The organism is Pandoraea anapnoica (assembly GCF_902459765.1).
GTDB classification, from domain to species: domain Bacteria; phylum Pseudomonadota; class Gammaproteobacteria; order Burkholderiales; family Burkholderiaceae; genus Pandoraea; species Pandoraea anapnoica.
In genome coordinates this window covers 103,917-117,095 of record NZ_CABPSP010000020.1, presented here as the reverse complement: position 1 = coordinate 117,095, position 13,179 = coordinate 103,917, and the positions used below count along the sequence as shown (strand labels likewise).

Here is a 13,179-nt window from a genome sequence, read left to right as displayed (position 1 = left end):
ATCGACGCCGGATAGATTTAGGCAAGCCAAACACTGCATCAAATCAGTCTTGCAAAAACGGGGGTGACCATAGATTTTGTTTGACGGAGACCGATGCGGTCAAACTACGATCACGTCACGAGGCATCGCCCTCCGGCTTCCATCCGCCACCCAGCGCACGATACAGCGCCACGTGATTGACGAGCACCCGTTGCTTCACGTCGATCAGTTGCTGCGCCGCGTGGAATTCGCTGCGCTGCGCGTCGAGCAATTCGAGATAGCTCGCCACCCCGTTCACGTAGCGACGTTTGGCCAGCCGCAGTCGCTCGCGCTCACCGTCGGACACGCGCTTCTGCGCCTGATATTGACGCGAGAGCAGTTGCTGTGCCGTGAGCGCATCGTCGACTTCCGCGAACGCCGTCTGGATCGCGCGCTCGTAGGAGACCACCGCCATCTCCTTGCGAACGTTCGCCAGATTGAGGCCCTGAATATTGCGCCCGCCGCTGAAGATCGGCACAGTGATCTGCGGCATGAAGGACCACACGCCGGTGCCCGCGCCGAACAGATCGGAGAAGCTGGCGCTGGCGGTACCGATGTCGGTCGTCAGCCGGACCGACGGGAAGAATGCCGCGCGCGCCGCGCCGATATTCGCGTTGGCCCCGCGCAGCTTCGCTTCGGCCTGACGAATGTCCGGACGACGCATCAGCAACGACGACGGCAAGCCCGCCGCGACCGGCACCACGAAAGCACCGTCGAGCGACGATGCCGCCGCAGGCTTCGCACCGACGTCGCCGGTGAGCACCTGCAACGCGTGCACGATCTCGCTGCGCTGACGTTCGCGTTCAGCGAGCGCCGCCCGCGCCACTTCGACCTGCGTCGTTTCCGTGTTCAGGTCGAGGTCGTCGACCAGCCCACGCTCGGCACGCAGACGAATGACGCGAATGCCGTCCTCACGCGCCGCCAGCACATCGCGCGCGTAAGCGATCTGTTCGTTCGCGGCGACCAGCCCGATATAGGACGTCGCCACTTCCGCCACCAGACTCACCTGCGCCGCGCGTTGTGCTTCCTCGCTCGACAGATACTCCTGAAGCGCGGCGTCGCGCAGACTGCGCACACGCCCGAAGAAGTCCAGCTCGAACGCACTCACGCCCACCGTCGCACGCACGTCGTTGGTGACATAACCGCCTGGCATATTGCTTGCGCCATCGGGTTGCCCGGCCGAGCCGGAGTAGCGCTGACGGGAGAACGCGCCGCCTGCCTGAACGCTCGGCAGCAGATTGGCCGACTCGATGCCGTACAAGGCGCGCGCTTCCTGCACGCGCAGCGACGCCAGCCGTAAGTCGCGATTCTGCGCGAGCGCACGACGAATCAGCGTCTGCAAGTCCGCGTCCGTGAAGACCTCCGCCCAATCGGCGTCGGCGGAGAGCGGATCGGCGAGTGCAAGATGCACACCGCTACCCGTCGGGGCTTCGTACGTCGTCGGTATCGGCGCAGTCGGACGTTCGTACGTCGGCGCCATGGTGCATCCGGCCAGCAGCGCGAACAGGCACACGCCAGCCACGGTTATCCCGCGCATGCGGGGTCGAAACATCGTCATACCTTCCCCTCTACGGCCGGTGCGGCATCATGCCCATCATGCGGCGCATCCTTGCCCGGATGCGAGCGGCGCACGAAGCGGCCCACCAGCAGGAAAAACAGTGGCACCAGGAAGATCGCCAGCACCGTGGCCGTCACGATCCCGCCCAGCACGGCCACACCGATCGCGCGCTGCGCACCCGACGCGGGGCCGGTCGCAATCGCCAGCGGCACCACGCCGAAGCCGAACGCCAGCGACGTCATCACGATCGGACGCAAACGCAGTCGCGCAGCTTCCACCGCCGCATCGAACCATGTCATGCCCTGCTTCGCGAGATCGTTGGCCACTTCCACAATCAGAATGGCGTTCTTCGCCGACAGACCGATGGTCGCAATCAGGCCGACCTTGAAGTAGATGTCGTTGGGCATGCCCATCAGACTCACCGCACCGAGTGCACCGATCACGCCGAGCGGCACCACCATGATGACCGCCGCCGGAATCGCCCAGCTCTCGTAAAGCGCTGCGAGCGCGAGGAACACCACCAGCACCGACAGCGCAAACAGGATCGGTGCCTGCGCGCCCGACGCCCGCTCTTCAAGCGACTGACCGCTCCACTCGTGCCCGATGCCCGCAGGCATCTCCGACATCAGTTGCTCCATACGCGCCATGGCTTCGCCACTGCTCTTGCCCGGGGCCGATTCGCCCTGAATCGTGAACGACGGATAACCGTTGTAGCGCTTCAACTGCGGCGAACCGAGCTTCCATTTGAGCGTGACGAACGACGCCAGTGGCACCATCTCACCGCTGGCGTTGCGCACACGCAGATTGCCGATGTCTTCCGGCGACACACGCTGACGCCCGTCCGACTGCACGACCACGCGACGATTCTCGGCACCGAGCATGAAGTCGCCCACATACTCCGAGCCGAACATGGTGGCGAGCGTGGTGTTCACGTCGTCCATGCTGACCTTGAGCGCTTCCATCTTGCGACGGTCGATAGCGATGTCGATCTGCGGCACCTCGCCCTGCCCGGCAAAGATCACGTTCTTCAGCACGGGATCCCTGGCCGCCTTTTTCAGCAACTCGTCGCGCGCGGCGGTGAACACTTCTGTGCCCACACCGGCACGATCCTGCAAGCGCAGATTGAAGCCGTTCGACGAACCGAGTTCCGGCAGCGCCGGGCTGTTCATCGCGATCATCATGCGGTCCGGTTGGCCGGTGAACTTCGCGTTCACACGCTCGACGATGGCGTTCACGCCGTCATGCTTCGACGTGCGCTCATGCCAGTCCTTGAGCGTGACGTACAACATGCCGCCGCCGGGGCCCGCGCCGAACTCGTTCCAGCCACCCAGCACGAACACGTGCTTGACCGGCTCGTTCTGCATCAGATAGCTCTCGATGCGCTCCAGCGCCGTCATCGCCTCGGGCAACGTTGCGCCTTGCGGTTCGGAGGCCATCACCATGAAGCTGCCGGTGTCTTCCTCCGGCACGAAGGCGGACGGCAGACGCATGAACGCCAGCGGCACCGCGATCAGGATCGCGCCATACACCAGCATCGAGCGCCACGGATGACGCAGCGTCTTGTCGACCCGGCGCGTGTAGCGCTCGGTGCCCATCGCGAACGTGCGGTTGAACCAGCCGAAGAAGCCGCGCTTCTCGTGGTGGTCGTGCGCCACCGGCCGCAGCAACGTCGCGCACAGCGCCGGAGTCAGCGAGAGCGCGAGGAATGCGGAGAAGCTGATCGACACCGCGAGCGTGACCGCGAACTGCCGGTAGATGTTGCCCACCGCCCCCGAGAAGAACGCCATTGGAATGAACACCATCACCAGCACCACCGTAATGCCGATGATGGCGCCGCTGATCTGCTTCATCGCCTTGACCGTCGCCGCGTACGGGGACAACCCCTCCTCGACCATGATCCGCTCGGTGTTCTCCACCACGACGATGGCATCGTCCACCAGAATGCCGATGGCCAGCACCATGCCGAACATCGTGAGTGTGTTGACGGAGTACCCGAGGCCCAGCAACACGCCGAACGTGCCCAGCAACGCCACCGGTACGACGAGCGTCGGGATCAGCGTCGCACGCAGGTTCTGCATGAACAGGTACATCACGATGAACACGAGCACGATGGCTTCGAGCAGCGTCTTCACGACCTTCTGGATCGACACCTTCACGAACGACGCCGTCTCGTAGGGCATCTGATATTCGACGCCCGCCGGGAACAGCTTCGCCTGCTCGTCCATCACGGCGCGCACCGCCTTCATCACCTCGACGGCGTTCGAGCCCGCCGCGAGCTTGATGCCCATGGCCGTGGCTGGCAACCCGTCGACGCGCGACGAATAGTTGTAGTCCGACGCCCCCAGTTCCACACGCGCGACATCGCCCAGCCGGATGGCCGAACCGTCGGCGCGCACGCGCAACGGAATGCTCGCGAACTGCTCCGGCGTGGAATAGGTGGTGTCGGAGACGACGTTGGCGTTGATCGGCGCGGACGTCGGCGTCGAGCCCGCGCCCAGATCGCCGACCGTCACGCGCGCGTTATAGGCGCGCACCTTGGAGACGATGTCCGAGGCCGTGAGATCGAGCGCGACGAGTCTGGCCGGATCTGGCCAGATGCGAATGGCCTTCTCCGTCCCCCAGAACTGCACCTGACCGACGCCCGGCACACGCTTGAGCTGATTGACGACCTGCGACGCCGCCAACTCACCAAGATCGAATTCGCCGATGGCCGGATTGCGCGACGATAGCGTCACCACCATGTGGATGTTGTCGGCCGCACGTTCGACCTTCACGCCATAGCGACGCACGACTTCCGGCAAGCGCGACTCGACCGTCTTCAGACGGTTCTGCACCTCCACGGCCGCCAGATCGAGGCTGGTGCCCTGACGGAACGTGAGGTTGACCGACGACTCGCCGTTACCGCTCGTGGCAGACGTATACATCAGCCCCGGCGCACCGTTCATCTGACGCTCGATGATGGCCGTGACCGAGTCTTCGACGACCTTCGCCGAAGCGCCCGGGTAGCTGCTATACACGCTGACCATCGGCGGCGCGATGTCAGGGTATTGCGCGACGGGTAGCGCTCGAATGGCCAGCAAGCCGACGAGCGTAATCATCAGCGAGATCACCCAGGCAAAAACCGGGCGATCGATAAAGAAACGAGCCATTTGGATTACGTCTCCGTTTTGGAGGCCGGACTGCCGTTGCCCTGAGGCTCGGCGTCGGTGGACTTGGTGGTGCCTTCGCCCGCGCGCTTCACGTCTTTGGCGTCATTGCCCGCGACCTTGGTCTTGACCTTCATGCCGTCGGAGAACTGCGTCAGGTTCTGAACGATGACCTGCTCGCCGCCCTTGAGACCGTCCGTCACCAGCCAGTCATGACCTTCGATGGCGTCGGCGTGGACCTTACGGTCATGTACCTTGCCGTCGGTGTCGACCACACGGACGATGGCGCCCGCCGTGGTACGCGTGAGCGCTTCGCGCGGCACACGCACCACGTTCGGATTCACCGCGCCCTGCATCCGCACCTGCACGAACGCGCCGGGCAGCAGCACGCCGTCCGGGTTCGGCAGCAATGCGCGCATGGCGATGGTGTCCGTGCCGGGGTCGACCGCAAGATCCGTGAAAAGCAGTTTGCCGGGCAAGGTGTACTCGCGCCCGTCCGGCAGCGTGACATGGACCTGCGGCGCGGACGCCTCGTTGCCATGCTCCAGCTTGCCTGCCCGCAGGTCGCGCGTCATGGCGTAGACCTGCGCCGCTGGCTGCGAGAAGTTCACGTAGATCGGATCGATCTGTTCCACTCGCGTGAGCAGTGTGGGCGAGTCGAGGCCGACCAGTGCGCCTTCGGTGACTTCGGCACGACGCACGCGTCCAGCGATCGGAGAGACGACGCTCGTGTAGCCGAGGTTGAGTTCCGCTTTACGTACTTCGGCGCGGGCGGCCAGCACTTCGGCACGCGTGCGCGCTTCGGCAGCACGGGACTCCGCGTCTTCACGGGCGCTGATGGCGCGTTCCTCAAGCAGGCCACGATAGCGCTCGATCTTGTCTTTCGCGGAATCGTGTTCGGCTTGCGCTTTGGCGAGCGCACCGCGTGCGGCATCAAGTGCAGCGGACAGCGGCTGCGGGTCGATGCGGAACAGCACATCCCCCTTGGCGACCTTCTGGCCTTCCTGATATTTCCGCTCCATGACGACGCCGCCCGCGCGGGCGCGTACGTCGGCACTGCGGTAGGCCTCGAGACGACCGGGCTGCTCGGTCATGAGTGGCTCGGCGCGACGCTCGACCGTGCGCACGACGGCCTCCGGTGTGGCGTCGGCCTCTTCCTTTTTGTCACGGCCAGAGCACGCGGCGAGAAGCAACACGCTGGCGATCAGAGTGACGGAGACACCCGTCAGGACTCCGAAACGGGTACGGAGAGTTCGGTTATCGATTTTCGATGACATGTAAGCACGTTGGATTTACGACATCCGGTCAAGGGTGTCGCAACCGCGTTCGGTGCGCGGCGTCGAGCGACGGGCTGGCTGCAAGTGAGCCAGCGATGGGGGAGGACCGGGGGCCCCGCATCGCTCCGGAGACACCATGGACGGCAGGTACGCATTGCGCGAAGGAGGTCTATGCCCGAGACCACCGGACCGGGGGATCCGGTCGTCTGCCGCCAAGCCTATGTTGGCATTTCAATCTGGCGTTTCATATTGGAGCTGCGCGATTCTGCCGCGAAATTGTTGTTAGAAAAAGTTGGAACCTATCTATAAAATGAATGGATGAACTGGACAATAGAACAATTGCGCTACTTTGTGGCGGCAGCGGAGGACGGCTCGATATCTGCTGCCGCCCGTCGTATGGGGAAAGCCCAGTCGGCGGTGAGCACGGCGATTTCGTTGCTCGAAGCGGATTTGGGATTTGAGCTATTCGACCGCAGCCGACGAAATGCGCGCCTCACCGACCAGGGGGAGGTGATGCTGCTCGAAGCCAAGGAGTTGCTGCGGCAGGCCGAGGGGCTGAACCATCGTGCGAACGCGCTGGCGTTCGGCGAGCAGCCACAGTTGTCGCTGGCGCTGGACGAGGCGCTGCCGTATCAGGCCGTCAGCGAACTGGTGCGCGACCTCGCCTACCAGTTCGCCTATCTTGAACTGACGCTGCTTAACGGTACTTCGACGGAAGTCGCCGAGTATGTGGAGAAGCAGCGCGCGGATATCGGCTTTCACGTCGACCGTGGCGCGATTTCGTCGGCGCTCGGCCACAAGTACGTCGGCTCGGCCGTGCAGGGCGTGTTCGTCGCAGGCGACCATCCGCTGGCCTATCGCGATCAGGTCACGCGCGGCGATCTCGCAAAATATCGTCAGATTCTGTTGCAAATGGACGACATCACGCCGTTACAACTCAGCCCGTCGATCTGGCGGGCGGACAGCTCCTATGTCATCGCCAGCATGGTCGTGGACAAGCTAGGCTGGGCGGTGCTGCCCATCGATATTGCGGAATACGAAGATCTGCATGAGCTTCGCTGCGACGATCTCGGTCTTCCTCAGTTGCCGGTGCGCATGCTATGGCGGTTCGGTCGCGAACCCAACGATGTCATGCGCTGGTGCGAAGCTCGCTTCGGGGAGTTGTTGCGGGCGAGTTCACAGGGGACCTGAAAACAATGCACGACGCGTCGCGGCAATTCTTCGCCCGGTTCGACAGCCGGACACACCCGGAAGCGCCGGAGATCTGGCGCACGTTGGTGCGACCTTATGTCGACGTTGGCATCGAAGCGAGCCCGCAGGGGTTTCAGGGGGAGATGAGCGGCACGCATCTGGGCGATTGCCTGATCAGCCGGAGCACCTGCTCGGCCTTGATGACGCATCGGCGCAGCGCGGCAGACGTGCGGCGCAGCCACGTCGATCACCTGATGATCCAGTTGGTGACCTCTGGCGGCATCGAGGGTGAGTACGGCAAGCGCACGGTCAATGCCCGTGCCGGGGCCATCAGCGTGCTCGATCTCGGGCAGACAGTGAACAGCCGCACGCCATCGTTTTCGACGATCACGCTCACCGTGCCGCGCGACCGCCTGCCGACGTCGCTGCGCAACCGCAAGCTGCATGGTGCCGTACTGGATCCTGCGCTAGGCACCTCCCGACTACTCGCCTCGCACCTGAGCGAACTCATGCGAAGCGCGCACACGCTTTCGAGTGAGGAGATGGCCGCGTCCGTGAATGCGGGACTGATTCTGCTCGGCGGCGCGCAGTCGAAGCTTCTGGACAGCGACGCGCAGACGCAGCAAGTGCTCCGCGACGGCGTCAAACGACTGGTGCAGGCGCATATCGAGCGTCATTTGCACGCCGAACAGTTGTCGCCGGAGCAGATCGCATTGGCGATGGGGGTCTCGCGCTCCAATCTGTACCGATGGTTTCAGGATGACGGCGGAGTACAAGCCTACATTCAGGCCCGCAGGCTCGACCGGTGTTTCGACGAACTTCTGCTCTCCACCGGCCAGCGAATCGCCATCATCGAGATTGCCTACCGTTACGGCTTTTCGAGCGAGAGCGTGTTCAGCCGAGCGTTCCGTCGTCGGTTCGGTGTCAGTCCCGGAGAGGTGCGCGCGAGTGCGCACAAGACCATGGTTCGCCATCCCCATCCCACCGGCTTACCCGGCTCCGATGGCGCAGCGCTGTCACGAGACGAGACGACCATCCGGACATGGCTGGAGGGCCTTCAGCGCTCGCGTCCCGGCCCATCCCACACCGCATCCGACGTGTCGGCCTGAGCGTGGTGAGCATGCGTCCCGCCGTTGGGACGCGCAGTCAATCTTTCCGGGACGCCGTGCGGGGCGGGCCATTATTGGTTCGTCGAAGATCGGGCTTTTTTACGATCCTTCACGATGGCCTTCGCTCATACGCGCCCGCACTCGCGCCCCCGCCCCTCTCTGGTTGCCCTGGCGGCCGGCGCACTGCTTAGCCCGACCGCCTACGCCGCAGATTCGGTGAGTGCGGAAACGCCCATCTTCTTCTCGTTGCCACAAGCGAACGCTACGAATTCCGCGGGTATGAGCGCGGACGGTTCGACCGTGATCGGTACTTTGACGACGCCAGCGGGCCTTCGCGCCTTTCGCTGGACCAACGCTACCGGCGTCCAGATCATCAGCGACGTGGGCGGCGAAGCCAACGCGGTGAACGCCGACGGCAGCGTCGTGGTCGGCTACGTACGCACGGGGTCCAGCACGAGCTATGCCTTTCGCTGGACGGCTGACGGGGGCACGCAGAGTCTCGGTTCCCTCGGTGGCGTCTCGTCGAACGCGTTCGGCGTAAGCGCAGACGGCACCACCGTCGTGGGCGGCACGCTGGTGAACGGCATGGCCGACCAGCGCGCGTTTCGCTGGACGGCGGCCGGCGGCATGACGAATCTGGGCACGCTCGGCGGCGATGCCTCGATTGCGATCACCGCGAACGCCAACGGCAGCGTTGTGGTCGGCTGGTCCGGCGCGTCGGCCACCGACGCCTCGGTGATACACGCGTTCCGCTGGACCGCGTCCACGGGCATGCAGGACCTGGGGACGATCGGCGGCACTATGTCCAATGCGAAAGCGGTGAGTGCCGACGGTAACATCGTGGGCGGCATGGCCAACACGGCGAGCAACGCTCAACGGGCATTCCGCTGGACAAGCGCGACCGGCATGAAAGATCTTGGCACCCTGGGCGGCGATGAAACGGCATTTAGCGCCATGAGTACCGATGGCACGACGATTGTCGGTGGCAGCCAGACCCCGGGCAACCCCTATTGGCACGCATTCCGCTGGACAAGCGCCACCGGCCTGGTCGATCTGGGAACAATGGGCGGGCCGCTATCCGTGGCAACCCACGTCAGCGCCAACGGCGCCGTCGTGGTGGGGGGATCCTACACAGCGCAAGGTGAACTGCGCATGTTCCGGTGGACAAACGTCACCGGCATGCAGGATCTGCTCACGCTGCTCTCCAATGCCGGGGTTTCCACGAGCGGCATCTCGCTGAGCACTATCTCGGGTCTTTCGGCCAACGGGCAGTACATCGCGGGAGACGGTTTCCGCTCCGGGCTCAATAGCCCCCCTCAGGTGTATGTCATCCGCTATCTCGATGCGACGGTGTTGCCGAAGCCCGATCCGGACCCAGCAACCCCGGAGACGCCCTCCACCAAGCCTGACGGCAGCACCTCCCCCGGGACGTCTCCCGGCACCGCCACCCCGACGCCGCCGGTCATCGCCGGTATCACGACCCCCGCATCGGTGCAGGCGTCGGCCGATCAAATGGGCCGTGCGCGACAGGGCGTGATGGGACAGATGCACGGCTTCGCCGATCAGATGCTGGGCGAAGGTCAGATGTCCGGGGCATCCGGCACGTCCGGCGCTTCGGGGCCGACGGGTGGTGTCGCCGCGTTTGGCGCTGTCGGCTCGCTCTCCGCAGGGATCACGGGGCACCTGAATCTCGCACCGTTCGAGATCGTGGCCGGGGTGGGCTACGCGTCCGAGACCTACGCCGACACGCAGATGAAAGGAGCCTTCACGGCAGCGCTCAAATTGCGTTACGAGCACCGGCTCGGTGAGCGCTTCGGCTGGTTCGGCGAGATCGGCGGCTTCTACTCGCCGGACAGCAATTACCGCTTCTCGCGCAACTACGCGAACGGGTCAGGCACGGCCACGGGCAGCGCCAATGCGTCCGGGCGACAGGCCTATGGCTTTGCCCGCCTCGGCATGCGCATCGATGCGACCGACAACGATCAGTTCAGCCAATCGATTGAACTCGGACGTCAGGTCATGCACACGTCGACGTATAGCGAAGTGCTTTCTCCGGGCAACCCCTTCGAGGCCAGCATGGGGGCGTCGTCGTCGTCGATGAACGTCTTGAAGATCCGCGAGAAGTGGGTGCATGCCTTCACGTCGAGCATCGATGCGGCGGTCTGGGGCGCGTGGGCGCACGGTTTCAATTATCGCGACGGTTCGCAGTTGAATGTCGGCGGCATCGGCAGTCTCACGCCGCAGGTCTCAAGCCGTCTGAACTGGGTGGAATACGGCGCGCGGGTGGGCTACCTGATGACGAAAAAGGCGAAGGTCTCGGCGTTCGTGAACGGCGTGGCAGGCGGCGACGTCGGTTCGCGAACGCACGTCGGGGTCAACCTGGAAATGTTCTTCTGATTGTGCTGGCATACTGCGGGGCGAGCACGGCCCGCAGAATTGCCGATTGCCACACTGCGCCTGCTGATCGATACGGGGGCAGACCCCGCGATTGCCGACGACCGTGGACGAGATTGTGTGGACATAGCCCGCGAACGGAAGCTGCCGAGCGATATCTTGGAGATGTTGGTCGCGCCGAGGGCGCGCAGGCTTGGCGAGGCTGAACGGGGCTTAACGAGGTGACTTGCGCTGGCGCGCCAGAAAGCGGTCCAGCTCACCCGCAAACGCCTTGCTGTCACGCGGACTGAACGGGGCGGGACCACCGGTCTCGATCCCGGAGGTGCGCAACTGCTCCATCATGTCGCGCACGGACAAGCGCTCTCTGATGTTTTCCGGCGTGAACCAGCTGCCGCGCGGGTCGAGCGCACACCCGCCCTTCTCGATGACCGCCGCCGCGAGCGGAATGTCGGCGGTAATCACCAGATCCCCGGCTTCGACCATCTCGACGATACGTGCGTCCGCCACATCGAACCCCGACGGCACCTGAATCGATCGGACGAACGGCGACGGTGGCGTGCGCAGGAACTGGTTCGCCACCAGCGTCACCATCATTTCTTCACGCTTGGCCGCGCGGAACAAAATGTCCTTGATGACTGCGGGGCAGGCGTCGGCGTCGACGAGGACTTGCATTTCAGGGCTTTTCCGGGAGAGAGGCCGTCATGATACGGCAAGGCGCGAACGGTGCCGTCTTGACGAATGCTAGACTCGGGCGCTACGCGAATTCGTGACACGGGTTCGCAATACGAATTCGTTCCCCCCGAAAAGATTGTCGACATCATCTTAACGAGAGACTCATGTCACTGAACGTCACGTGTTTGTGCGGAAATATGGCCCTGAAATTGCACGGAAGTCCTGCCGCGCGGGCGAACTGTCACTGTTCGTCATGCCGGGACTTTTACGGCACGTCGGTCTTTTCCGCGACGGCTTGGGCGTCTGAGGCGGTCAGCGTTGGCGAGCGCGCCGGACGCACGTTCAAACATCCGGAAAAGCAGATGACGAAGACGTTCTGCGACGTCTGCGGCGAAGTCGTCTTCGGTACCAATCGTCTTGGCATGCGTGTGGTGCCGAACGCACTCACCGCCCGCGCGACCGGCGGAAAACTCGACGCCGCACTCGCGCCGACAATGCACCTGTTTTACCGGGAGCGCGTGGTGGATGTCGTCGACGACTTGCCGAAGTACCTCGACGGCTGGGACGGCCCGACTTACACGGTGGCGTAAGCCCCCGACGACGGCACCACGCATGCACCAGCGTCGTGACGCACACCCACGATCTCACTCAGTCGCGGGCAAACGAAACCACAGTGGCATCTAACCCCGCCTGCATACCTGCGGCGTCGATCGCGGCTTCGATATCGTCGAAGGCGAAGGTTTTCACGCCGATCGTCTCAAGAGAAAGCTGGTTCGCACGCACCATGGCCACCAGTGCGCGATAGTCGGACGGCGCGTACATGAAGTGCCCCATCACCTCCCAGCTGTTGCGCAACATCTCGCCATAGGGCAGCGGCAAGGGCACGTTCATGCTGCCCATCAGCACCATGCGCCCACGGCGTTTGAGGCTTCGCAGTGCGGCCAGCGTGCTGGACGGGTCCGTCGCCTGCCCCACCATATCGAACGCCAGATCGACGCCCGAGGGCGCGACCGACCTGATCGCCGCAGCGTCACGCACCGCGTCGCCGGACAAGACGACCGGGCGTACCCGTTCGCCGCCGGGTCGGGCGAGCGATTCAAGCGGCTCGATGCGGCGTCCCAGCGCGATGACGCTCGACGCGCCCATCGCCAGCGCAGCCAGCACGGCGGCCGAACCGAAGGCCCCCGTCGCGCCGTTCACGACCACCGTCTCACCCGCCACCAGACGCCCGCGACGCAGGCCGCCCATCGGTACGGCGAATTTGGAAAGCGTGGCCAGCCGTTCCGACGGGACATGCTCCAGCCCCTCCAGACTCACCAGCGCCGACGCAGGAAACTCGGCGATCTCACGCAGCGTGCCGTGCGGAAAGTCTCGCAGTAGCGGCGCGCTGTCGTCGCTGATGCCCGTCAGCCCGATCAGGACTTCCGCAGGCGAGTCGACGTTTTCGCTGCTCGTCAGATACGGATTGACCGCCACGCGCTGACCGACACGAAAGTGATGAACGCCTGCCCCCGTCGCCACGATGGTGCCGACGCCATTCGTCCCCGGTGTGAACGGGCCTTCCGGGTATTGATACGGAAGCTCGCCCTTCAGATAGGCCCGCGTGTAGCTGAGAAGCGGAACCGCCTCCATGCGCACGAGCACGGCACCGGGGCGCACGTCGGGGGTATCGACGTCGCGCAGTACGAGGGGTTGTCCGACACGTTCGAGAATCCAGACTTTCATGATCGACACTCCGGGTTGAGATGACATGCCTTGCACTCTAGGCGCGCCGGACGTATGTTTGAAATAGATTACAAACATACGAGACATAA

The 13,179-nt window shown here is 64.2% G+C and carries 9 protein-coding genes; 4 read left to right on the top strand and 5 right to left on the bottom strand.

Features of this window, described 5'->3' with window-relative positions:
• Positions 1-115: 115 nt before the first annotated feature.
• From PAN31117_RS25440 to PAN31117_RS25430, 3 genes are read right to left on the bottom strand one after another with little or no spacing between them, the layout of a single operon-like run.
• Positions 116-1,576 (bottom strand): efflux transporter outer membrane subunit, encoded by a 1,461-nt coding sequence (locus PAN31117_RS25440; RefSeq protein WP_150740646.1) that lies wholly within the window; start codon positions 1,574-1,576, stop codon positions 116-118.
• On the bottom strand, positions 1,573-4,725 hold the full coding sequence (locus tag PAN31117_RS25435; RefSeq protein WP_150740645.1) for a multidrug efflux RND transporter permease subunit: 3,153 nt from the start codon (positions 4,723-4,725) through the stop codon (positions 1,573-1,575). Before PAN31117_RS25435 ends, PAN31117_RS25440 begins: the two co-directional genes overlap by 4 nt.
• Before the next feature lie 5 nt (positions 4,726-4,730).
• Positions 4,731-5,999, bottom strand: a complete 1,269-nt coding sequence (locus PAN31117_RS25430; protein ID WP_150740644.1) for an efflux RND transporter periplasmic adaptor subunit — start codon at positions 5,997-5,999, stop codon at positions 4,731-4,733.
• Between the two features lie 318 nt (positions 6,000-6,317).
• Here PAN31117_RS25430 and PAN31117_RS25425 point away from each other — a divergent pair, with 318 nt between their 5' ends.
• From PAN31117_RS25425 to PAN31117_RS25415, 3 genes are all read left to right on the top strand, one after another.
• Positions 6,318-7,190: a LysR family transcriptional regulator gene (locus tag PAN31117_RS25425; RefSeq protein WP_174991124.1), complete on the top strand. Its 873-nt coding sequence runs from the start codon at positions 6,318-6,320 to the stop codon at positions 7,188-7,190.
• A 5-nt stretch (positions 7,191-7,195) separates the two neighbouring features.
• Positions 7,196-8,299, top strand: coding sequence for a helix-turn-helix domain-containing protein (locus tag PAN31117_RS25420; RefSeq protein WP_174991123.1), 1,104 nt, complete (start codon positions 7,196-7,198; stop codon positions 8,297-8,299).
• A 114-nt stretch (positions 8,300-8,413) separates the two neighbouring features.
• Positions 8,414-10,696 carry a hypothetical protein gene (locus tag PAN31117_RS25415; protein ID WP_150740642.1) on the top strand — a complete coding sequence of 761 codons (2,283 nt, stop codon included), beginning with the start codon at positions 8,414-8,416 and terminating at the stop codon, positions 10,694-10,696.
• 210 nt (positions 10,697-10,906) lie between these two features.
• Here PAN31117_RS25415 and PAN31117_RS25410 read toward each other — a convergent pair whose 3' ends face one another.
• Positions 10,907-11,365 carry a YaiI/YqxD family protein gene (locus PAN31117_RS25410; RefSeq protein ID WP_150740641.1) on the bottom strand — a complete coding sequence of 153 codons (459 nt, stop codon included), beginning with the start codon at positions 11,363-11,365 and terminating at the stop codon, positions 10,907-10,909.
• Positions 11,366-11,529: 164 nt separating this feature from the next.
• On the opposite strand from PAN31117_RS25410, the gene PAN31117_RS25405 reads away from it, so the two are divergent.
• Entirely contained in the window at positions 11,530-11,955 is a 426-nt protein-coding gene (locus PAN31117_RS25405; protein WP_150740640.1) for a GFA family protein, read from the top strand.
• Positions 11,956-12,013: 58 nt separating this feature from the next.
• Here the strand turns inward: PAN31117_RS25405 and PAN31117_RS25400 are convergent, their stop codons facing one another.
• The gene (locus PAN31117_RS25400; RefSeq protein WP_150740639.1) at positions 12,014-13,090 is read right to left on the bottom strand and encodes a zinc-binding dehydrogenase; all 1,077 of its coding nucleotides are present in this window, start codon (positions 13,088-13,090) and stop codon (positions 12,014-12,016) included.
• Positions 13,091-13,179: the final 89 nt, after the last annotated feature.